The 21,378-nt window shown below is 41.6% G+C and carries 19 protein-coding genes and 3 pseudogenes; 9 read left to right on the forward strand and 13 right to left on the reverse strand.

All coding sequences use genetic code 11. The features are described from left to right. The 4 genes and pseudogenes from AACS98_RS09595 to AACS98_RS09610 form a co-directional block, all read left to right on the forward strand. Positions 1 to 301 (forward strand): annotated as a pseudogene (locus AACS98_RS09595) (hypothetical protein); the annotation flags it as partial. 282 nt (positions 302 to 583) lie between these two features. Continuing rightward, complete coding sequence (locus tag AACS98_RS09600) at positions 584 to 1,489, forward strand: YihY/virulence factor BrkB family protein (RefSeq protein ID WP_066378845.1); 906 nt, start codon at positions 584 to 586, stop codon at positions 1,487 to 1,489. 93 nt (positions 1,490 to 1,582) lie between these two features. Beyond that, positions 1,583 to 2,878 carry an adenylosuccinate lyase gene (gene purB, locus AACS98_RS09605; RefSeq protein WP_066378848.1) on the forward strand — a complete coding sequence of 432 codons (1,296 nt, stop codon included), beginning with the start codon at positions 1,583 to 1,585 and terminating at the stop codon, positions 2,876 to 2,878. Between the two features lie 276 nt (positions 2,879 to 3,154). Further along, positions 3,155 to 3,694 (forward strand): DUF4126 domain-containing protein, encoded by a 540-nt coding sequence (locus AACS98_RS09610; protein WP_066378850.1) that lies wholly within the window; start codon positions 3,155 to 3,157, stop codon positions 3,692 to 3,694. On the opposite strand, the gene AACS98_RS09615 is transcribed toward AACS98_RS09610, so the two are convergent. Next, positions 3,691 to 4,254 (reverse strand): hypothetical protein, encoded by a 564-nt coding sequence (locus AACS98_RS09615; RefSeq protein WP_066378852.1) that lies wholly within the window; start codon positions 4,252 to 4,254, stop codon positions 3,691 to 3,693. The genes AACS98_RS09610 and AACS98_RS09615 overlap by 4 nt on opposite strands. A 377-nt stretch (positions 4,255 to 4,631) precedes the next feature. After that, complete coding sequence (gene hemH / locus AACS98_RS09620; RefSeq protein ID WP_066378853.1) at positions 4,632 to 5,798, reverse strand: ferrochelatase; 1,167 nt, start codon at positions 5,796 to 5,798, stop codon at positions 4,632 to 4,634. A gap of 93 nt (positions 5,799 to 5,891) precedes the next feature. On the opposite strand from hemH, the gene AACS98_RS09625 reads away from it, so the two are divergent. From AACS98_RS09625 to AACS98_RS09635, 3 genes are all read left to right on the forward strand, one after another. Then, positions 5,892 to 6,515, forward strand: coding sequence for a class I SAM-dependent methyltransferase (locus AACS98_RS09625; protein WP_066378854.1), 624 nt, complete (start codon positions 5,892 to 5,894; stop codon positions 6,513 to 6,515). Between the two features lie 201 nt (positions 6,516 to 6,716). Next, positions 6,717 to 7,571, forward strand: coding sequence for an AraC family transcriptional regulator (locus tag AACS98_RS09630; RefSeq protein ID WP_197480127.1), 855 nt, complete (start codon positions 6,717 to 6,719; stop codon positions 7,569 to 7,571). Between the two features lie 110 nt (positions 7,572 to 7,681). Next, on the forward strand, positions 7,682 to 8,278 hold the full coding sequence (locus tag AACS98_RS09635; protein WP_066378856.1) for a hypothetical protein: 597 nt from the start codon (positions 7,682 to 7,684) through the stop codon (positions 8,276 to 8,278). Positions 8,279 to 8,377: 99 nt separating this feature from the next. Here AACS98_RS09635 and AACS98_RS09640 read toward each other — a convergent pair. The 7 genes and pseudogenes from AACS98_RS09640 to AACS98_RS09670 form a co-directional block, all read right to left on the reverse strand. Beyond that, positions 8,378 to 8,563, reverse strand: a pseudogene (locus AACS98_RS09640) (DUF305 domain-containing protein); the annotation flags it as partial. A gap of 6 nt (positions 8,564 to 8,569) precedes the next feature. Continuing rightward, positions 8,570 to 9,782 (reverse strand): annotated as a pseudogene (locus tag AACS98_RS09645) (RNA-guided endonuclease InsQ/TnpB family protein). 29 nt (positions 9,783 to 9,811) lie between these two features. Then, positions 9,812 to 10,384: a DUF305 domain-containing protein gene (locus tag AACS98_RS09650; protein ID WP_066378858.1), complete on the reverse strand. Its 573-nt coding sequence runs from the start codon at positions 10,382 to 10,384 to the stop codon at positions 9,812 to 9,814. Positions 10,385 to 10,772: 388 nt separating this feature from the next. Continuing rightward, positions 10,773 to 11,831: a 3-deoxy-7-phosphoheptulonate synthase gene (aroF, locus tag AACS98_RS09655; RefSeq protein ID WP_066378861.1), complete on the reverse strand. Its 1,059-nt coding sequence runs from the start codon at positions 11,829 to 11,831 to the stop codon at positions 10,773 to 10,775. Positions 11,832 to 12,100: 269 nt separating this feature from the next. Then, positions 12,101 to 12,571, reverse strand: coding sequence for a PAM68 family protein (locus tag AACS98_RS09660; RefSeq protein WP_066378864.1), 471 nt, complete (start codon positions 12,569 to 12,571; stop codon positions 12,101 to 12,103). 12 nt (positions 12,572 to 12,583) lie between these two features. Continuing rightward, positions 12,584 to 12,853, reverse strand: a complete 270-nt coding sequence (rpsO, locus tag AACS98_RS09665; protein ID WP_066378867.1) for a 30S ribosomal protein S15 — start codon at positions 12,851 to 12,853, stop codon at positions 12,584 to 12,586. Between the two features lie 461 nt (positions 12,854 to 13,314). Next, complete coding sequence (locus AACS98_RS09670; RefSeq protein ID WP_066379579.1) at positions 13,315 to 13,527, reverse strand: hypothetical protein; 213 nt, start codon at positions 13,525 to 13,527, stop codon at positions 13,315 to 13,317. 317 nt (positions 13,528 to 13,844) lie between these two features. Here AACS98_RS09670 and AACS98_RS09675 point away from each other — a divergent pair, with 317 nt between their 5' ends. Beyond that, the gene (locus AACS98_RS09675) at positions 13,845 to 15,755 is read left to right on the forward strand and encodes an ATP-binding protein (RefSeq protein ID WP_066378870.1); all 1,911 of its coding nucleotides are present in this window, start codon (positions 13,845 to 13,847) and stop codon (positions 15,753 to 15,755) included. Positions 15,756 to 15,959: 204 nt separating this feature from the next. Here the strand turns inward: AACS98_RS09675 and AACS98_RS09680 are convergent, their stop codons facing one another. From AACS98_RS09680 to AACS98_RS09690, 3 genes are all read right to left on the reverse strand, one after another. Further along, complete coding sequence (locus tag AACS98_RS09680) at positions 15,960 to 17,003, reverse strand: 3-deoxy-7-phosphoheptulonate synthase (RefSeq protein ID WP_066378873.1); 1,044 nt, start codon at positions 17,001 to 17,003, stop codon at positions 15,960 to 15,962. Positions 17,004 to 17,418: 415 nt separating this feature from the next. After that, positions 17,419 to 19,077, reverse strand: a complete 1,659-nt coding sequence (locus tag AACS98_RS09685) for an alpha-amylase family glycosyl hydrolase (protein WP_066378875.1) — start codon at positions 19,075 to 19,077, stop codon at positions 17,419 to 17,421. A gap of 436 nt (positions 19,078 to 19,513) precedes the next feature. Further along, a complete protein-coding gene (locus AACS98_RS09690; RefSeq protein ID WP_066379582.1) occupies positions 19,514 to 19,888 on the reverse strand; it encodes a DUF1823 family protein in 375 nt (124 codons plus the stop codon). A gap of 91 nt (positions 19,889 to 19,979) precedes the next feature. Between AACS98_RS09690 and AACS98_RS09695 the strand changes: the two genes are divergently transcribed. Next, complete coding sequence (locus AACS98_RS09695; RefSeq protein ID WP_066378876.1) at positions 19,980 to 20,285, forward strand: acylphosphatase; 306 nt, start codon at positions 19,980 to 19,982, stop codon at positions 20,283 to 20,285. A gap of 6 nt (positions 20,286 to 20,291) precedes the next feature. Here AACS98_RS09695 and AACS98_RS09700 read toward each other — a convergent pair whose 3' ends face one another. Then, the gene (locus AACS98_RS09700; protein WP_066378878.1) at positions 20,292 to 21,278 is read right to left on the reverse strand and encodes a zinc-dependent alcohol dehydrogenase family protein; all 987 of its coding nucleotides are present in this window, start codon (positions 21,276 to 21,278) and stop codon (positions 20,292 to 20,294) included. Between the last annotated feature and the right edge of the window lie 100 nt (positions 21,279 to 21,378).

Here is a 21,378-nt window from a genome sequence, read left to right on the forward strand (position 1 = left end):
ACGGGAATTGGAAATAGTCACAAGTGGACAGGAAATTATTATTGCCCTTGATAGTGCTGGTAATTGGCAAGCAGAAAACTTTGAACAAGCAGTAATTGCCGCAGCATCGCTGTATTTTTACGCACAGCGTCAGCAATTACAGGTGCAACTGTGGACAGCAGCCACAGGATTAGTCAAAGGCGATGCCTCCGGTGGGCATTCGCCGAGCGTCTCGCAGCATATTAGTAGGGTGCGTCAGATATTGAAAAACTGTGATTTTTACCCAATTATTACTTCTGACGCACCCTACACGAGTTTTTAATTATGACACTTGTGTAAGTCCTATCAAAAATTCTGCCTTAAGGAAGCCTGATAAGTATCTAGGGAAAGATGTTATTACTGAGGAAATCAGTAACAAATATATCAAGTCATATCTTGCACCTTTCTCAATAAGCGTCAGGCGATGCACATCCAATGACGTAAAACTAAGGCTTTTAGCAAATTGCAAGCAATGCCCACCCTACAAAAATTATCATCAAGGAACAGGTGCAAGATGTGTGTCAAGAGAAGAAAGCGGCATCTGTCCACTAAGGAGACTGATTAAATGAATTTGCGGAGCATTTGGCAGCTGTTTCAAGAAGCGTTTCAAGAATGGAATGAAGATAAAGCCTCGCGCTTGGCAGCTGCTTTAGCTTACTACACAATTTTTTCAATCGCACCATTGTTGATTATTGTGATTGCGATCGCTGGTGCAGTATATGGTGAAGAAGCAGCAAGGGGAGAAATTGTTTCCCAAATACAAAGTTTAGTAGGTAGAGATGGTGCAGAATTTATCGAGATAGCCATCAAAAACGCCTACAGGCCACAAGCTGGAACCATAGCTTCTATAATTAGTCTCTTATTGCTCTTATTGGGTGCAACTGGTTTATTTGCCGAGTTACAAGATTCTCTCAACACAATTTGGGAAGTGCAACCCCGTCCTGGTCGTGGTGTTAGTAACATCATCCGCAAACGCTTGTTGTCGTTTGGGATGGTAGTGGGTATTGGTATTTTGCTGTTGCTCTTCCTGATAGCTAGTGCAGTATTAACAGCATTGGTGAATTATTTTAGTGGTTTATTTCCTGGTGTGAATTTCCTGTGGCAGATAGTTAATTTTATCTTGTCCTTGGCGATCGCTACCTTTATATTTGGGCTAGTGTTTAAAGTTCTACCGGATGTCAGACTAGCTTGGAGCGATGTTTTAATCGGTGCTAGTATTACCTCAGTTTTATTTGTGCTAGGTCAGTTCTTACTCGGACAATATTTAGCTAATAGTAGTTTTGCTTCAACTTATGGTGCTGCGGGTTCACTGGTAGTCATCCTAGCTTGGGTTTACTACACCGCCCAAATTCTGTTTTTTGGGGCTGAGTTTACCCAGGTGTATGCGAGAAAATACGGTAAACCCATTGTCCCATCGCGTCGCGCCATATCCAGAAATCAGACAAACCCTACTCAACAAAGAAAGTCGTGAACTACCTACAACTAACGCCATTGCACCACAAAAAGTAGATTGAGATGTGCTAAATAGACTGTAGAATATGACAGTTGTATTCTGCCGCGAACGTTGATTGAGCGTTATACTTTGCCCGAAATGGGCAACCTGTGGACTGAAGCTTATAAGTTCAAAACCTGGCTGCAAGTAGAAATTGCCGTTTGTGAAGCCCAGGCGGAACTGGGCTATATTCCATCTGAGGCTGTTGAGGAAATCAAAGCCAAGGCTAATTTTGCTCCCAAACGAGTATTGGAGATAGAGGCGGAAGTCCGCCATGATGTGATTGCTTTTTTGACTAATGTTAATGAATATGTAGGCGATGCAGGCCGTTATATTCATTTGGGTTTAACCAGTTCAGATGTGCTAGATACAGCTTTAGCACTGCAAATGGTTGCGAGTCTGGATGTGATAGCGCAGCACCTGGAAAACTTAATTCAGGTGATTCGGGAAAAAGCACGGGAACATCGTTATACAGTCATGGCTGGGCGATCGCATGGTATTCATGCTGAACCGATTACTTTTGGGTTTAAACTGGCGGGATGGCTGGCGGAAATGTTGCGTCACCAACAACGACTGCAAACTCTCCGCCAAACCATTGCTGTCGGTAAGATTTCCGGCGCAGTGGGAACTTACGCCAACATTGAACCACGAGTAGAAGCGATCGCCTGTCAAAAACTAGGGCTACAACCAGATACCGCTTCTACTCAAGTCATCTCCCGCGATCGCCATGCCGATTATGTGCAGCAATTAGCCTTAGTCGCCGCCTCCATCGAACGCTTTGCTGTAGAAATTCGCAATCTGCAAAAAACCGACGTTCTGGAAGTCGAAGAATTCTTCTCCAAAGGGCAAAAAGGCTCTAGTGCTATGCCCCACAAACGTAACCCCATCCGTTCCGAACGGTTGACGGGAATGGCGCGACTGATTAGAAGTCATGCCGGTGCAGCTTTAGAAAACGTCGCCTTGTGGCATGAACGGGATATTTCCCACAGTTCTGTCGAACGGGTAATTTTGCCAGATGCTTGTATTTTGACACATTTTATGCTGGTGGAAATTACTGACTTGGTGAAAAACCTGTTAGTATACCCAGAAAACATGGCGCGAAATCTCAACTGCTATGGTGGGGTGGTATTCAGCCAAAAAGTGCTACTGGCTTTAGTAGAAAAAGGCATGAGCCGAGAAGAAGCTTATGCGATTGTGCAACAAAACGCTCACGCTGCGTGGAATAAACCAGAAGGCAACTTCCACAACTTGATTACTCAAGACTCCCGTGTGACTCAAAAGTTGACACCAGCCGAAATTGCTGTATGTTTTGATCCACAGCAACATCTTCGCCATCTAGATCAGGTTTACCAAAGATTGGGGATTTAATTCTACGGGTTCAGGTAGCATTTTTGCTCAAAGAGGTAGTCTACTCTTGGGGGAAAACCCCAGGAGAAACTTACCCGTATTTTTTTACCAAATACAAGCCAGTCGGGTTTAATGCCAGCAATCCCAACATTCATTGACCTGAAATCAAGTATGTAAAGTTACTGATAAAACTAAGTATATCATCACTCCAGAGTCGTAGATGATGCTGTAATTTTCCCCAAGCGTGGGTAGTATAAATAGCAAATAGCTGTGTATTTATTAACGTTGTAAGTCTTAATGATAGAAATTTTAGCGTTACTATCGGCTTCTGCGGCGGCTGGCTTGAGAATAGGGGTACCCTTATTAATTTTTGGACTTTTGCAGGGCCATGATTTATGGTCAAAAGTTCCAATCTTATCTCACCTTTCCCCAGCACTTTTGTTAGCTTGTCTGAGTAGTTGGTCATTCCTAGAATTATACGCCTCAAAAAAACTTTGGGGGCAAAGAATTTTACAAATTATTCAGTTATTATTGTCTCCTCTGGTGGGCGCAATCATGGGTTTAGCGGTAGCTTCCGCAACAGCCACGCCACATTGGTTAATTGCTGTCATTGGGGGTTTATTCGCTTTGGTACTCCAGCTAGTGCAGGTGGGTTGGTTCTATCGCTTGCGGGGTTTGCCACTGTGGGCAGTTTTTCTGCAAGACACCTTGTGTATAGCTTTAGTGCTGTTTGCCTTTGATGCTCCCTGGCAAGGAGGATTAATTGCTTTAATCCTCCTGTGGTTTGCTTTGCGTAGTGCTAAACAGTGGTATAACTGGTATCACAAAAGCTGTTAAAATACCTGAACTTGGGCGAAACCATAGGGTATTTCTCGCCGATAACCAAGATGTCCACCAGCCAGTTCATATAGATAAAAATTGCGATTGGGACTATCTAAAGCCAAATTCCTGAAGGCGATTTGTAGAGTGGTGGCTGGAGGTACTGGTTGAGAAAAATTAATCCTAATTATGTCACCTTCTCTCATGATATTGGCATCTATTTGCTCACCAGCTTGATTTGTAATGTCAATGTTGCCAATGTTAACCAGTTCAGGCGGACGAACCGCAATATAGGATAATGGTTGCTCTCCTGTATACACACTGATATAATGGGCATCACGGAAACCTGTCGTACTGCTGATTTGGGGAGCAGTGCGCTCAAACACGCCTCGTTGTCTGGGTGAAATTTGCGCTCCTGGCTGGATTGGTTGTACAGGTTGGATTGGTTGTACAGGTTGGATTGGTTGAACAGGTTGGATTGGTTGAACAGGCTGGGCTGGTTGTATCTGCGCTACAGCTGGTAAACTGGTTGTGGCGATCGCCAGACTAAAACTAGAAAACCAAATCAATTTTTTCATTGCTCACCGCCAGTAAATAAACCATTACACATATCTTGCACCTGTTCCTTGATGATAATTTTTGTAGGCTGGGCATTGCTTGCAACTTGCTAAAAGCCTTAGTTTTACGTTGTTGGATGTGCATCGCCTTCAGCTGATTGAGAATGGTGCAAGATATGACATTAAATCTTTACTGGAGATGTTCGCGTAATTTATCTGTTGTTACATCAATCTACAATGGGAAGCACAGAAATTACAAAATACTCCATTTAAACACAAACACCTCCCCAACGAGGGAGGTGATCATCACAACTCAAAAGTAGCTAATATAGGTTGATGCTGCGTGACTTTTTACTGTTTGAAGCTAGAATCCCCGCAATTCAATTGCGGGGAGTATGTCAATGTAAAAGTCCGATCAAATGCAGCAAACCTTGACCTGTAATCAACTCAATAATTAAAGCAATAAAGCCCAACATCGCAATCCTACCATTCCAAACTTCTGCGCTGGTAGTCATACCCCATTCCCATCTTTCTGGAGGATACATTTTCACCTTCTTCTTCATTTGGGCGGCTTGTGAAAGCTTGAAACTCGGTTGATTGAGGGCATCAATTACCAAGTCTGCCAAAGCGCGAATAAATACGGGATGAGTATTAGGTGCGGGTACTCTCCGGAAATTGTGAATTCCTGCTTCTTCGGCTATTTCCCGATACTCAATGTCAATTTCTTGTAATGTCTCGATGTGTTCCGAGACAAAACTGATAGGTACGACGACTAAATCTTTTACACCCTTTGCGCCGAGTTCTTGAAGCGCATCTTCTGTATAGGGTTGCAACCACTCCACCGGGCCGACCCGACTTTGATAAGCTAAGGTGTAAGCATTGGGACGATTGAGGGTTTGCATAATCAGCGCAGTACATTCCTCAATCTCTTGCTGATAGGGATCACCTGCTTCTTCTACATAGCTCTTGGGTACACCATGCGCGCTAAAGAATACATGAGCTTGCTCAGGATTAGGACATTGTTCTAGTTCTTGCTGGATAAGTTCCGCCATTGCTTGTAAGTAACTTGGTTGTTTATACCAGGAAGGAATGACGGTGTAATCCAGACTTTGCAGTTTGGGATCTTCTTGCCAAAGTCTTTCTAACAGACGGAAACTAGAGCCACTGGTACTGATAGAGAATTGGGGGTATAACGGCAGAATTACCAACTTGTCAATTTTATCTTGAGTCAGCAGGGCGATCGCTTCCTCGGTGTAAGGATGCCAATAACGCATTCCTACATAAACATTGGTTTCTTGTCCCAAATCACGCAATTGTGCTTTTAAGGCTTCTCCTTGCGCTTCTGTAATGCGCCGCAGTGGAGAACCGCCACCAATTTGTTTATAGTTCTCTTGTGAGGTTTTGGTTCGCCGTGAAGCGATGAACCAAGCTAGGGGTTTTTGCAACCAGCGAAACGGTAGGCGTATGATTTCCGGATCTGAAAACAGGTTATACAAAAACGGCCCTACATCCTCTAACTTATCGGGGCCACCGAGATTGAGTAATAAAACGCCTACACGACCCATAGCTGCTATTTTCCCCCAACCTTTTCTATTTTTTTACTAATGTTAACAATATATCTTTATTTAATATAAAGCTTAACATTTTGGTAAGGTACAATGGCAACAATTTTACGAGATTTAAGTTACCGTTATCAATGGCTGTACGATGCGATCGCTCGTGTAGCCGCTATCAGCGTCGGTGGTGAAGCCCGTTTTCGCCAACTCGCTTTACAAGGACTCACAATTAACTCAGACTCTCAGATTTTAGATTTATGTTGTGGCAGTGGGCAAACGACGCAATTTTTGGTGAAATATTCACAAAATGTAACAGGACTTGATGCCTCACCATTATCGTTGCAACGAGCGCGTCAAAATGTCCCGGAAGCTGCTTATGTAGAAGCTTTCGCTGAAAAAATGCCATTTGCAGATAACCAGTTTGATGTGGTGCATACCAGTGCAGCTTTACACGAAATGGAATCAGAACAATTGCAAGCAATTATTCAAGAAGTTTACCGAGTGTTAAAACCAGGAGGTGTGTTTACATTAGTAGATTTTCATGCGCCGAATAACCCGATATTTTGGCCTGGTTTATCCATATTTTTCTTATTATTTGAGACAGAAACAGCTTGGCAGTTACTCAAAACTGATTTAGCTGAATTGTTAACTCAGACTGGGTTTGAGGTGAGTAAACCTACTTTGTATGCAGGGGGTAGTTTGCAGGTAATTCAAGCGAAAAAATAAGTCATTAGTCATTAGTTATTAGTCATTAGTCATTAGTCATTAGTTATTAGTTGTTCTCCTGCGCTCCCCTGCTCCCCTGCCTCCCTGCTCCCCATTTCCCAAGGATTCTTTAATGCAAGAGTTTTGAATTTTGAATTCGCAGCGTCGCGACGTGGCATTGGCTGATAAATTAAGAACAGTCAACCAAAGTCAAAACTAACCGTGTCTGAGAACGAAATTCCAGAGCATTTACATTTACTCTCAAGCTATGAAATGGGATGGAATGGGTTAAACCTGATTTATGAGCGAGAGCCGGCTGACGAAATGCCAGAAATGCTATTGCAGCAGCATTTTATTGTAATCTGCCTTGAGGATGTGCGTGTTGGCTGGTGGCTAAACAATCATTGGCAGTATATTGATTACACCAAGGGTGATATTGGGATTTTGCCAGCGTATGAGCTTTTTCCTAAAGCGCAGGTATTTCGTGAAGTGGGATTAGTCGAACTATTTCTAGAACCTGCTACTCTGGCTCGTGCTGCTTATGAATTTGTGGATGCAGACAAAATTGAGATTGTGCCACAGTTGCAGTTACGTGATCCTTTGATTGAACATATAGGATTAGCATTGATGACTGAGTTGCAAGCGGGTAAAGCTGACAGTAAGCTGTATGCTGAATCAATGGCAACTGCTTTGTCTGCTCATTTACTGCGGCGATACGCTTCACACCCACAGCAAATTCCAGAATCTAGCGGTGGTTTGCCTAAGTATAAACTAAAGGAAGCGATCGCCTACATTCATGAACATTTAGACCAAAATTTGACTTTAGATAAAATTGCGGCTTCAGTTCATCTCAGTGCCCATTATTTTGCCAGTTTATTCAAGCAATCTACAGGCTTAACACCATTACAGTATGTGACAAAATGCCGGATTGAAAAAGCCAAGCAATTACTGCACAGACACGAGTTGACACTGATAGAGATTTGTCAGGAAGTCGGCTTTCAAAATCAAAGTCATTTCACGAGAGTATTTCGCCAACACACCTCAACCACACCAAAAGCCTATCGCAAATTGTTATAAAACTTTGCGGAATATCAGAACATTTTTCGGAAGAATCGGCAAGACAGCAACTGCAAGCGATCGCTAAACTCAATACCTATCAGCAATTTTATGTTACGGTTTTTATTCAGATGATAGGTAACAAATTTTTTAGCAAAGGATGGGGTATAGTTGGTTTTACTACCCTAGCGATTGGGGTGATAGTGGCTGTAATATGGCTATTTCAAGGTATTGATGAGTTAGGAATGCGAATGGCGGTTAGAGCCACAGCCCGGACTTCTTGTATCTTATTTCTCGGTGCTTTTGTAGCTTCGGCTTTACACAAAATTTGGGCAACACCTTATAGTGCATGGTTGGTGAAAAATCGCCGCTATTTGGGAGTATCAATGGCAGTATCCCATACTTATCATGCGATCGCCTGGACTGGCTTGTGGTTTGTCACCTCTGGAAACAGTCCCCAATTTGCCTTCTTGTCGATTTTAGGTTACATCTTCATCTTGGCCATGACTGTGACTTCTTTTAATCGTGCGGCAACTTTGTTAGGTAGACGATACTGGCAGATATTGCATACCACTGGCATGTATTATTTTTGGTTAGCTTTTACCACAGAATTTGTTGTCAAAATTCCGCAGTCAATCCCAATTTATTTACCTTTTTCCAGCTTGTTAGTTGTAGCAATGATACTGCGCTTATTTGCTATGAAAAAAACAAGAAAATTAGCCAGTTAGATTCAGAATACAATACTGTTGAGAACCGCCAAAAATTCTCATGTAGAGACGCGACAAATCGCGTCTTAAAAAACAAAATTCCCTATTTCCTGTGCTATACTATTGGTTATACCAAGCTTTTCGCCACTGTTGCATTTGGTTAATTTCAGTATTTTGGGCTTGAATAATTGCTTGAGCTAGGTTTTTGATTTCCCCACGCTGAGATTTTTGATCAGCATCTTGAGCCATCACTAAAGCCCCTTGATGATGAGGAATCATCGCGTTGAGAAAGCGCAGTTGACACTCTCCGCCCTATAAGGGCGGAGATTCTTCAATCATAGACCCAACTTGCTCATGCAAGATTTCTCCAGCATGAGTAGAGGTCGAATCTCCTGAAGCGTTCGGATCTAAGATCCAAGTTCCCGTATGCCCTACGGTACTCAAGGGACCAATTCAGAATGTTGATTGCAGCATTCCAATCTCTATCCATCTCAAAACCACATTCACAGACATGAGTTCTTGTAGATAAAGATTTTTTAACTACCGCACCACAATTAGAGCATTGCTGAGAAGTATAGGCAGGATTAACAGCAACAGTTATTCTGCCAAACTTCACCCCGAAATACTCTAACCATTTTCTGAATTGATACCAACCAGCATCATTAATAGATTTGGCAAGACAATGATTTTTGACTAAATTTTTAATCCTCAAATTTTCATAGGCTACCAAGTCATTAGATTGGATTACGCAACGCGCCACTCGCTTGGCGTGTTCTATACGTTGCCTACTTATTTTGAGGTGTACTCGACCTAATCTATTAACAGCTTTCTTACGGTTGATAGAAGCCCTTTTTTTGCGAGAAACACGACGTTGATAAAACTTTAATCGTTTTTCTCCTATGCGATAAAATCTAGGATTAGGTTCACTATGCCCATTACTATCTGTGTAGAACTCTTTTAGACCCACATCTAAACCAATGGTTTTACCAGTCGGCTGTGTTTCTATTTTGTTATCTACACTTATCAAGAATTGGGCATAATATCCATCTGCACGACGTACCAATCTAACCCGTTTTATCTGGTCTATTGGATAGAAGTTTAAATCCCACGTTCCTTTTAGTTTCAGGTTGCCAATTCCTTTTTTGTCTGTAAAAGTAATCTGCTTTCTCGTTTGTGACAACTTCCAACCAGATGTTTTATATTCCACTGAACGGTTATTCTTTTTAAATTTTGGATAACTTTTCTTTCCGGGAATATTCTTTTTGCAGTTATCATAAAAGCGAGCTATTGAGCTATACGCTCTTTCTACTCCTACCTGACAAGCATGAGAGTTTAAAGCTTTCACAAAGGGATATTCAGCCCTTAACACAGTATTGTAGCGATATAACTCTTTCTGCCCTACACCATGATTATCCATCCAGAAACGGATACACTTATTGCGGACAAATTGAGCGGTTCTGATCGCCTCATCTATAGCTGCGTATTGAGTTGTTTTCCCTTTGACTTTAAACTCTAAAACTCTCATTGACGTGGAAAACATCTACGGCATTTATCCTAACACAAACAAAGCCGCCCTACAAGGGCGGGGCTTGTATCCCATTGTTTTTGGTCAAATTTTGCATCAGATGCGCCTAAGTCTTGGCTCATCTTCATAGCTTTGATTTGCTCAGATGACATCTCCATCACATGATTCATTTTGGCATGATAAGCCATTGGTTTAACTCCTACCTGGGGATACCAAGCTTTTCGCCACTGCTGCATTTGAGCAATTTCTTGGTTTTGAGCTTTGATGATATCGGCTGCTAACTTTTGCATTTCTGGGCGGTTGGATTTTTGTTGGACTTCCTTAGCCATATCTACCGCCCCTTGATGGTGCAGAATCATTGCATCAATGAACCGCAAATCATAGTCAGCATCGGCTGGGCCTAAATCCATTGCCATATTGTGAATCATACCACTGCCATGATTCATCGGTTGGCGATCGCTGATATCATTGGCAATAGTCTGAGAATCTTGATTTTGGGCTTGAGTGCTAGTAGAACAAGCTGTCAAAACTCCCCCTGTAAAGGAAGTCAGCAATACAACGCTCAATGCCAAAAAACGATTTTGCAAAGGTAAGAGTCCCATAAGCCTGGTTTAATGTTTCCTGATTTCATTTTCAACTCTCCAGCTTGGTAGAGAGTCAACAATTGTTTGAGATAGCCAGTAGTTCAGATATCTAGCTTGTCAAACCAAAGTGAAATCAGCATGAAATCAGGAATAGGAAACAGGGAAAATTACTTCTTTTTTGCCCAAAGATTACTGTGTGGACAGCAGGGGAGATGAGGCAGATAAGGGAGATGTAGCTTGCTTCTCTTACGAGACGCTACCGCGCTCTCTACGAGACGCTACGCGAACGCGCAGCGTATCCGTAGGATTCACCCGCAGGGTGGGAGCAGGGGAGATGTTTCCCAAAATTTTTTGACTTTTGACTTGATTTGTCCCCAGTCCCCAGTCCCTATTCCCTAGTATCCTTTTACGCCAAAGCTGCGGCTGGTTGAGGCCAACGCCCGACGGCTTTACCAATTACTGCTAATTCTTGCATTAAGTGGTCAAAAGCCTTTGGTGTCAAAGATTGCGGCCCGTCTGATAGGGCTTTTTTGGGGTTGGGATGAACTTCAATCATCAGAGAATCACAACCAGCTGCGATCGCCGCCATCGCCATTGACGGCACAAACTCCGCCCAACCAGTACCATGACTGGGATCAATCATCATCGGTAGATGGGTTAATTTCCGCAATACTGGCACTACAGAAATATCTAAAGTATTGCGAGTATATTGGCGGTCAAAGGTGCGAATCCCACGCTCACATAAAATCACATTGGGGTTTCCTGCTGCCAAAATATACTCAGCAGCCATCAGCCAATCTTCAATAGTAGCTGCCATTCCCCGCTTTAGCAATACGGGTTTTGACTGCGCTCCTACTTTCTTCAATAAAGAGAAGTTCTGCATATTTCTTGCGCCTACCTGTACCACATCAGCCACTTCGGCGATCATCTCCAGTTCAGCCGCATCCATCACTTCTGTAATAATCCCTAGTCCACTGACTTCCCGCGCCTTAGCTAATAATTCTAAAGCACTCTCGCCGTGACCTTGAAAGGCGTAAGGTGATGTGCGGGGTTTGTATGCACCACCACGTAAAAACTGCGCTCCTGCTGCCTTCACTAGCTGCGCCGTCTCGATAATCATCTCCTCATTTTCCACCGAGCAGGGGCCAGCAACCACTACCACCGGATGGTGTTCCCCAAAGAAAACAGGGCCATCTGGCGTGTTTACCACTACTTCAGAAGCTTCGCCGTGACGGAATTGGCGGCTAGCTCGTTTATAAGGCTGTTCTACTCGTAATACCTGCTCAATCCAAGGGCTAAATTCTTGAATTTGTAATGGATCTAAGTCAGCAGTTTCCCCGACTAAACCAATGACTACCTTGTGTTTGCCAACAATTTTTTCTGGTGTCAGCCCCCAGTTACTTAGTTCCTCACTAATACGGTCAATTTCCGCTTCTGGGGAACCAACTTTCATGACTACAATCATAAATATATTTCCTGTTTAATTGCGTTTGCGCTTCAAACAAGTAGGCATTTCATCTTGGTTTATATATTTTTAGTTTAGTCATGAAAAAATAAGAATGGATATTTATACTTAAAAAAACGACGCTCAGAGCGTTTATAACTGCTTATGGGGGTTAAACGTTAATCATAGATTTTTGATTAGAAATGTTGAAGTCATGATTTGAACTTCAACATTGACTCTAAAAATTTACCCAATAATCGCAGCTAGTTCCAATACCTGAGCGGCGTTGTTCATGCTTTTTTCTGCCGAGTTTCGCGCCAACCGTCTACCATTCGTCCCCAATTGGTGGTAAATTCACCAAAACCTAGTAGACTGCCAACTCTTTCTTCGTCCCAAGAGGCAGAAAGAACACCATAGGTGATTCCTAACACACCCAAACCAAACAGCCCCATATTCACTAATAAGACAGCGATGGGAGCTAATTTGATTTCAGAGTAGGTGGCAAGCAGATAACTAACAACTAACGTGGTAATACCCAAAGCTGTGGGAATCCCGCAAAATGCTGCTACTCGGCGGATCATGCGCTGACTAACCACCTGGGGAATAGCCATCTCTTCTTTAGTATAAGGTGGCTGCTGTTTTTCCTGTTTTTCAGGTGCTTTTGACTTTATTGGTGGATTAGTTTGAGATTTTGCAGGTTTTTGGCGTTTGGTTTTTGGTTCAAATGGCAAACGACTGCGTTCAGAGCCTTCAGCAGACATAAATATTTTTCCTTATCCACGAATACCTAAGCGTTCAATTAAGGCTTGATATTTTTCCCGGCTATCATTTTGGACATAAGCTAGCAGTCGCTTGCGCTGCCCAATCAGCTTTAACAAGCCCCGACGGGAAGAATGGTCTTTTTTATTAGCCTGAAGATGTTCGCTAAGACGGTTAATACGTGCTGTTAGCATAGCGATTTGCACTTCAGCCGAGCCGGTGTCAGTTTCGTGAACTTGGTAGCTAGAAATGATTTCTTGTTTGCGCTGTTGCGTCAGAGCCATGATTGATTCAAGTTATATTTAGTCTAAATGTATGCAGCAGTCTCTCATCATATCACAGCTGTTAAGTTGTGTGTGGCATGACTTGGGCTGGTACTGAGAATTGAGGATTTTTGCCCCCAAGCTGGGCAAGTCCCTAACTAAAGTGGGGTGTAGGGGTGTATGGGTGTAGGGCAGAATATACAGTTTTGCGCCACACACTGCTAATGGTTCATCGTCAAAATTTCATCTAACTAAATTGTGATATTGTAAACAAAAAAATAAAATCTATCCAAATATACAGGCGAGTATCAGCGATTTGGTAGATGATATCCTTGGTTAAGAATAAGATTGGCGAACAAATCAAAAATCAAATAATAATTGTCCCAAAAATGTTGCAACAGATAACTTCTTCAGAATTACCTGTTACAAAAATAGCGCAAAAAAATGCTCAACACTGTTAACTTTTCCAGGATTTTTTCCACTTAACCCAGGGGGTGAATCTGGTTTCTATAGATGAGGTTTATTAAGAAAAAGCGTGCTTGGTCTAGTGGGAGATGTCTGGGTTTGCCTTGATAGACAATTTGATATTCATTGACATCCGCCCCATCGCCATAACCAGAAATCAGCTTGAGGTGAAACGCTTCTTCTGCAAGTTGTCTGACTTCATCTCTCAGAGTAGCTTGTGTACTATTCATACGTTTGCTGTTTTCTGAACCCATTCTTCTATTTATATAAACTTTGCTGAAGTCTTACACCTATCTAGAGTTATATTTTTTTATGGGCAACAAATATATTTCTCAAAATTCTCCAGGTGAAGGACAAACAAAATTTGTTAAATTATGTCCTGGGATAGTTGAAAATGCTGAGAGCGGAAGTTAATTATAAACTGTTTATACCAAGTTTTAATTAATTAGTGACGCAGGGATCAAAACAAGCAATTGAAAATTAGTCAGACTTATTAGCGGCAATTAAAGATGGGATGTAAGCGTAGTTAGCTAAAGGTTAAACATCAATGGTTCAGGAAAAAAGCACCGATTTAGTTCGGATTAATGCCAGGAAGACAGATGTATTTGATATTTTCAATTTTCGACATTATGTCGGGCCTAACCCTGATTTAGATGTAGCAGCGTTAGTATTTGATTTTGCCCTGGTGGGAGATAAAGAGCCACTACCTATTGAGGATTATATTACTCGTGTAGGCGATCGCTATCCCCATCTGAAGCAACAAACCTATGAATCCTACGCCCAACTATTCGCCCAAACTGTATCCGCAGTGGCACAATTAGGCATGGATTTACACCTGAATCGTTGGAGTGTCAAGCCCTATCCCAATTATGCGCGGATTGCTGTCCAAACACTACACGCGCGCACCACTAAAGCTGTAATCTACTTTGTTTGGGACTGGTTTGAAGCCATTAACCAAGATCAAGATTTTGGCTTTGAAGACCAATTTTTGAGCTTACAAAATCAATTCCGTCAATCTGTTTATGGTGGCCCGACAGTTTACGCCTTATTGCGAACAGCCCAAGAAAAAGGTATTCCTTTCTTTTATCTCTGGGAAGAAGGACTAATACAATATGGTTGGGGAACAAAACAGGTTCGAGGTGTAGCAACCACCTTTGACTGTGATAGTCACTTAGATTCAGAGTTGACCACCCGCAAAGATGACTGTAAATTATTTTTGAAAAGCTTGGGCTTCCCAGTACCAAAAGGCAGAATTGTGTTTTCTTGTAAAGAAGCCCGCCAAGTAGCCAGAGAAATTGGCTATCCAGTAGCGATTAAGCCTGTAGTTGGTCATAAAGGAATTGGTGTCACCCCAGGCGTAAAAAATGTAGACGAACTAGAATCAGCCTATGATAGAGCATTGGCGGCAATTCCTCAAGACCAATCAACACGGATTATTGTGGAAAAAAACATATCAGGGAAAGATTTTCGCCTACTGTGTGTGAATGGTAAATTTGTCGCTGCTACGGAACGCCAACCAGCATCAGTTGTAGGTGATGGCGACTCGACAATTGCTGAGTTAATTCGCCAAGAGAACCGTAAAATAGCCCGTTTAGACACCCCAACTTCACCGATGAGTAAAATTCAAATCGATGAAGAGTTGGAATTATATCTGGAAGAACAGCGTTTGTCATTGAAAACTGTGCTGGACAAGGGAGAAGTTGTTTATCTGCGAAAAGTCGCCAATCTCTCAGCCGGAGGTGTCAGCATCAATGCAACCCACACCATGCACGATGATAATATTATGTTGGCACAAGATATTGCCCAACACTTCCGTCTGACTTGCCTGGGTATTGATGTCATTGCCGAAAGTCTGTCAGAATCTTGGAAACAGGGTAATTTTTCCATTTTGGAAATCAACGCCGCACCGGGAATTTTGATGCACCTCAACCCGGCTGAGGGTGACAGTGTGGATGTACCTGCCTATATTTTGGAAACCTTTTTTGCTTCTGGGATAGATGCGAGAATTCCGATTATTACCTTTAATAAAATTTCTGGAGAGGAACTACAAGCCACAATAGAACATATTCTGTCAGAACATCCTGAATGGACGATAGGGGGTGTTTGTCGGGATGGTGTATTTATGCAGCGATCGCCCAAAGTATTACACAGAGAATACAATAGTAATATGCAAATGTTGTTGCGTCATCCCAAACTAGATTTACTAATTGCTGAATATCCCGCAGACATCTTGGAAAAAGAGGGTATGTTTTACCACGGTAGTAATTTAGTAGTTCTAGATAACCCTAACGAAACAGAAATGATGTTAATGCGAGATATGGTAGATGGTTCTACTGTAATCATCAAAAAAGAAAACGATGTTTCGATGCGACGTAAAGGAATAATTGAAGACTTTACTTTAGGCGCAGAAGAATCATTCAAACAAGTTTATTTGAAAGAAATCAGCACAATTTTGTAATTTTTTCAGTTACTATTCTCCATAACCGTAGGGTGGGTGGGCAATAACACAACGTAAAAATCAGATTTGGAGCGAATTTTTAGGATTGCCCACCTAAATTTACAGCACAAATCTTGTAGGGTGGGCATCCTGCCCACCCTGATGTACTGCACTAACATGAAATATGCTGTAAAAATGATTTGTAGAGACGTTGCATTAAAGTCTCTACTTCAGCTTTTCATAAGCGGCTAAAATAACCTGTTCTGTTTCCTCCCAACCAATACAGGGATCAGTCACAGATACACCATATTTTAATTCTTCCCGTTGACAGTTAATTGGTTGATTACCTTCATATAAGTTTGATTCCAACATCATCCCCACAATTGAAGTATTGCCGTCTAATATTTGTTGCACAACATGGTCCAAAACAGCAGCTTGTAACTTGTAGTTCTTATTAGTATTACCATGACTACAGTCAATGACAATTCTCGGCGGTAACTTAGCTGCTTTCAATTCTTGTTCTACCAAGCTGACACTCTCAGTATCAAAGTTAGGTTGATTGCCACCACGCAAAATCACATGGCCGTAAGCATTACCTTTAGTTTCAAATACACTCACCTGTCCTTTAGGATTAATACCTAAAAAATTATGGGGTGTTCTCGCAGATTGTAGAGCATTTAAAGCTACTTTAATATTACCATCAGTACCATTTTTAAAACCTACAGGCATCGACAGACCACTTGCCATCTCCCGGTGAGTTTGGGATTCAGTTGTGCGTGCGCCAATCGCCGACCAAGTAATCAACTCCCCAATATATTGCGGTATAATTGGGTCTAAAGCTTCTGTAGCACTAGGTAGACCTAATTCCGCAAGTTTGATTAATAACTCTCTGGCGATTAATAAACCCTTCTCTACATGAAAAGAATCATCCATTTCTGGGTCATTAATTAAACCTTTCCAGCCTACAGTTGTTCTAGGCTTTTCAAAATAAACCCGCATAATTAGCAGCAACTTATCTTGCACACGTTCAGCCAAAACTTTTAATTTTTCCGCATATTCAAGTGCAGCTTTCGTGTCATGAATTGAACAAGGGCCAACTACTATAAATTTTCTACTGTCTTGAAAATCTAGGATTTGTTCTATTTCTTTTCTAAACTTAACAACAGTTTGTTCAGCAGTTTTTGTTAACGGTAATTTTGATTTAACTTCGTTGGGAGTTAATAGAACGTGAAATTTTTCAATATTTGTGTTGGTTAACTTATTGTGCATGGAGGAATTCTCTAAACTGATACTAATTCATTTTGGGTAGAATCGATACACATATTGTAAATGAAATGTATAACCCAAATTCATCTACTTTTTGTAGCCTAGTCAGAAAAAATAGACATAACAGGCTTGTCATAGTTTAGGACTTACGCAAGTGTCACATTACAGATGTCTTGTAGGGTGCGTCAGACTGTTTAAATGCTGTCAATCAACGTATTTGTGATATCTGACGCACCCTACTAATATGCCAGTTGCGTAAGTCCTGCTCAATCAGCGTTAGGCGATGCACAGCTAACAATGCAAAACTAGGGGTTTAAGCAAATCTCAAGCAATGCCCACCCTACAACTTAAAAAGGGGGTATGCTTCCTCCCCCTTGGATGCGATATTTAGATGTTATGTGAATGCAAGTATATTTTATTACTGCCAAACCAATACTTTCGCTTCGTAATCTCCTATATCAATGATGATACCATCCTCACCAGCCTCAACATCATAATTGCCTGTCCACTCGTGCCATGTTCCACCACAAGGGAAATTAGGGACATGATAACCAGCCAGGAAGTTGTCGGAAAAATTCACTACCACTACTACACGAGAACCTTTTTCATTCCAACGACTGTAGGCTAATACTTTAGCTTCTGGATTTTCATGAATAAAATCAATGTTTGCTGTATAGAGGGCGTGGTTATTTTTACGTAAATGAATTAAACCTTTATAGTATTCAAATAAACCACGATTTAAGTCATTGCCTAACACCGTCCAATCAATTTTAGATGGATCTGGTTGCTTAGGTTTATATTCCCCAAATTCTTCCCCCATCCAAATTAAGGGTACACCAACAGCAGTCATCAAAATAGCAGCCCCTAGTTTAGCCCTTTTAAAAGCTGCTTCATCCAAAATACCACGATTACCTAGCTCAACCATAAGATGGTTGTGGTCATGGTTAGTCAAATAATTGATCACATTGGTTGCACCCAGAAAACCTTGACGTTTGCAGTCAATCACATCTTTGAGGTTTTCTAAATCAAAGGTGTCACCGCAAATATGGGCTGTAATTGTATGATAAAAACTATCATGCCAGCATCCATCCATTGGCCCATCTACATTAGTAATTCTGGTAGTTTCTGGGATGTGTTCTGCAATATTATAAAATGGCTTGCCACCGGCAGTTTTTTTAGCTTCTTGCACAATCCAGTGCATAAAATCATAGTTAGCTATTTGTCTAGCTGCATCGTAGCGAATGCCATCAATATGATATTCTTCAATCCAAAAACGCACAGTGTCCCCAATAAATCTGCGGGCTGGGTAAGTTTCTAACTCTTGATCATAGTGTTCATAATTAAATTCCGGCCCCCAGTTATTATCAGGATCACGAGGCTGATGGTGATACCAATAATCATGATCAATTTGTGTTAATGGACTGGATGCTTCTGAGTGGTTATAAATTCCGTCGATAATCACACGAATACCGCGATGATGACACTCATCAATCAGGTGTTTTAAATCAGCCGTAGAACCATAACTAGATTCAGTAGCAAAGAAATAACGAGGATTATAACCCCAACTATAATCACCAGGGTATTCTTTTACAGGCAGTAATTCAAGAGCGTTGATGCCTAATTCACACAAATAATCTAACTTTTCAATAACGTGTTGATATTTGCCCCGTACATGAGGGTCATCTTCTCCACCAGAAAAATCACCAATGTGTAATTCATAAATCACTAATTTGTGGTCAGGCGGTAGAGGTTCATTATCATATTGCCAAACATAAGTATCAACAATTCTCTCACCGTCTTTAATTCTCACCACTCCATTATCTTGACCACTTAATTCATCAATATTAGTAGCATAGGGGTCTGTAACATCTACCCATTGGTCTTGTTCAAAAAACCATGATTTTGTCTGAACGCGAAATTTATATTCATAAGTTCCGTCCTCTAATGCAACAGTTGTACGAAAATAACCATCATCCCCTTTGTTCATGGGGATTGCTTGCCAATCAGAAAAAGAACCAATTAATGCAGCACCTTTGTTATGAGGAGCAAAAAAATTAAATTCAATTGGCTTTGCCATAAAATTTTATAAAATATAAAATGTTGATAATGTGTATTTTCTAATTATTATTCATTTTGCAAATCGGTCGGAAGAAATAATTAAGCAAGCTCTTCTCTATCACAGGGAAGAGTCTTGGCTATATTCAGAGAAGTTTTCTGTTTACTTAAATTCTTAAATAATTGGCATACAGATAATAATTTTGTGTCTACTATCATCAGATATAGATAAGTAAATTATTTTTAGTTTGACAGAATCGAAGTATGAATTTATTTTTTTCCCTTTGCGTCTACTTTGCGAGTTCCGCTTTAGCGGTATGCGTCTACCCTGTGGGTTCTGTGTTAGCGGTATGCGTGAGGCACATTTTTAATTACATCAATACCACCAATATTTATTCAAAAGCAAATACTCGGCATACAGATTAATTTAATAACCGAATATTTGCTAAATTTAATTACTATTGATTATCAGTAGTTTGCAGCAAATAACTTAGTAACCAATTGGCTGATGTAGCTCTGCGGGTGTCTCGTGGTGTAAAAGTCCCGATTTTGTAACCTTTAAAACCCAACTTTTCTTTTAGACCTTGTTTGTATGGCTGAGGGATAGAACGGGTTAATTTCATCGTGGCTGGACGACTTTCAAGAAAATTAGGTGGTTCTGGGTACTCGTCTCGCCACTCTGGTGCTACTGTGCTGTTATCCCATTTGCCGGTGGTGGAGTCGTAACGATAACCTAAGTAATACCAGACTAATTGTAAAACAGTAGCATCATCAATTTGGTCGTTGAGAATACCCCAGATAGTATCTGTATTTAGTGGTGGTAGTTCAGACATAAGCAATGCAGAAATCAAAATTTTACTCTTAAAGATTAGTTCTGGATGAACAAACAATGTAGACTGGTGATTGTATAGCATAGACCAGTCCATGCCAAATCCTACACCACAATCAAAATTAATTCGCGCCCATCTGTTGATTTCCGGTAGAGTTCAGGGCGTGGGGTATCGCTACGCTACTGTGGAGACTGCTAGCCAGTTGGGGTTAACTGGTTGGGTGCGAAATCTTCCTGATGGGCGGGTGGAGGCGGTTTTGGAAGGAGCGCGGGAAATTGTAGAAGAGATGGTACACTGGTGTCATGCTGGCCCCCCTGCGGCTGTGGTGCAGAATGTTGCGGTTGAGTATGAACACCCGGAAGGGTTGCGGGGGTTTGATGTGAAGCGGGTTGTGGAGTGAATTGAGTTACTCGACTACTAAGACTGCTGAACCTTCTATGTTACCGTTGCGGAGGGCATCTAAAGCTTGATTGGCTTGAGTTAAGGGGAAGGAGTTGATTTCTGTATGAATAGGAATTTTTGGTGCTAAGGCTAAAAATTCTGCTCCATCTTGGCGGGTCAAATTAGCTACAGACCTTAATACTCTTTCTTCCCAAAGAATGCTGTAGGGAAACGAGGGAATGTCACTTGCATGAATTCCGGCACATACTACCACACCACCTTTAGCAACTGCACGTAAAGCTATTGGTATCAGCTTGCCGACGGGTGCAAAGATAATTGCTGCGTCTAATGGTTCTGGGGGTAAGATATCAGAGTCACCTGCCCAAGTTGCACCTAACTGACGGGCGAAGTCTTGTTTTGTAGTATCTCCTGGTCTGGTGAAAGCGAATACTTGACGGTTTTGATAACGGGCTAGTTGAATGAGGATATGAGCAGAGGAACCAAAACCGTAAAAACCTAATTTTTGAGCATTACCAGTCATTCTGTAGGCGCGATAGCCTATTAAGCCGCCACATAACAAAGGTGCTGCTTGTAGGTCAGGGTAACTGGGGTCTAAGGGAAAACAAAAGCGATGGTCAGCTACGGTATATTCTGCATAGCCTCCGTCTAGATTGTAACCTGTAAACTCAGCAAAATCGCAGAGATTTTCTCTACCGGATAGACAATAGGGGCAGCGATCGCAAGTATAACCCAACCAAGGCACACCCACCCGTTGCCCAACATGAAAGTTATCAACGTTTGCGCCTATCGCCTCTACAGTCCCAACAATTTGATGTCCTAATATCAGTGGTAGCTTTGGCTGTGTCAATTCCCCATCCACTATATGTAAATCTGTACGACACACAGCGCAAGCATGAACCCGAATCAGCAATTGCTCAGAATTATAACTTGGCATGGGCAAGTCAACTAACCGTAAGGGTTGACCTGTTGCCTCTAAAATCATTGCACGCATGGCTTAGGGACTGGGGACAAATCAATTCAAAATTCGTCTTGAAAAGTTTCCTACGGCGGGAAACCCGCCTACAGAACTTTTCGCAAAATTCACAATTCAA

This window comes from Anabaena sp. CA = ATCC 33047 (assembly GCF_963870205.1).
GTDB lineage: Bacteria > Cyanobacteriota > Cyanobacteriia > Cyanobacteriales > Nostocaceae > Trichormus.

Coding starts and splice junctions, on each gene's coding strand:
- AACS98_RS09600 (WP_066378845.1), top strand. CDS start 584: ATGAATTTGCGGAGCATTTGGCAGCTGTTTCAAGAAGCGTTTCAAGAA.
- AACS98_RS09610 (WP_066378850.1), top strand. CDS start 3,155: ATGATAGAAATTTTAGCGTTACTATCGGCTTCTGCGGCGGCTGGCTTG.
- AACS98_RS09615 (WP_066378852.1), bottom strand. CDS start 4,254: ATGAAAAAATTGATTTGGTTTTCTAGTTTTAGTCTGGCGATCGCCACA.
- hemH (WP_066378853.1), bottom strand. CDS start 5,798: ATGGGTCGTGTAGGCGTTTTATTACTCAATCTCGGTGGCCCCGATAAG.
- AACS98_RS09625 (WP_066378854.1), top strand. CDS start 5,892: ATGGCAACAATTTTACGAGATTTAAGTTACCGTTATCAATGGCTGTAC.
- AACS98_RS09635 (WP_066378856.1), top strand. CDS start 7,682: ATGATAGGTAACAAATTTTTTAGCAAAGGATGGGGTATAGTTGGTTTT.
- AACS98_RS09650 (WP_066378858.1), bottom strand. CDS start 10,384: ATGGGACTCTTACCTTTGCAAAATCGTTTTTTGGCATTGAGCGTTGTA.
- aroF (WP_066378861.1), bottom strand. CDS start 11,831: ATGATTGTAGTCATGAAAGTTGGTTCCCCAGAAGCGGAAATTGACCGT.
- AACS98_RS09660 (WP_066378864.1), bottom strand. CDS start 12,571: ATGTCTGCTGAAGGCTCTGAACGCAGTCGTTTGCCATTTGAACCAAAA.
- rpsO (WP_066378867.1), bottom strand. CDS start 12,853: ATGGCTCTGACGCAACAGCGCAAACAAGAAATCATTTCTAGCTACCAA.
- AACS98_RS09670 (WP_066379579.1), bottom strand. CDS start 13,527: ATGAATAGTACACAAGCTACTCTGAGAGATGAAGTCAGACAACTTGCA.
- AACS98_RS09675 (WP_066378870.1), top strand. CDS start 13,845: ATGGTTCAGGAAAAAAGCACCGATTTAGTTCGGATTAATGCCAGGAAG.
- AACS98_RS09680 (WP_066378873.1), bottom strand. CDS start 17,003: ATGCACAATAAGTTAACCAACACAAATATTGAAAAATTTCACGTTCTA.
- AACS98_RS09685 (WP_066378875.1), bottom strand. CDS start 19,077: ATGGCAAAGCCAATTGAATTTAATTTTTTTGCTCCTCATAACAAAGGT.
- AACS98_RS09690 (WP_066379582.1), bottom strand. CDS start 19,888: ATGTCTGAACTACCACCACTAAATACAGATACTATCTGGGGTATTCTC.
- AACS98_RS09695 (WP_066378876.1), top strand. CDS start 19,980: ATGCCAAATCCTACACCACAATCAAAATTAATTCGCGCCCATCTGTTG.
- AACS98_RS09700 (WP_066378878.1), bottom strand. CDS start 21,278: ATGCGTGCAATGATTTTAGAGGCAACAGGTCAACCCTTACGGTTAGTT.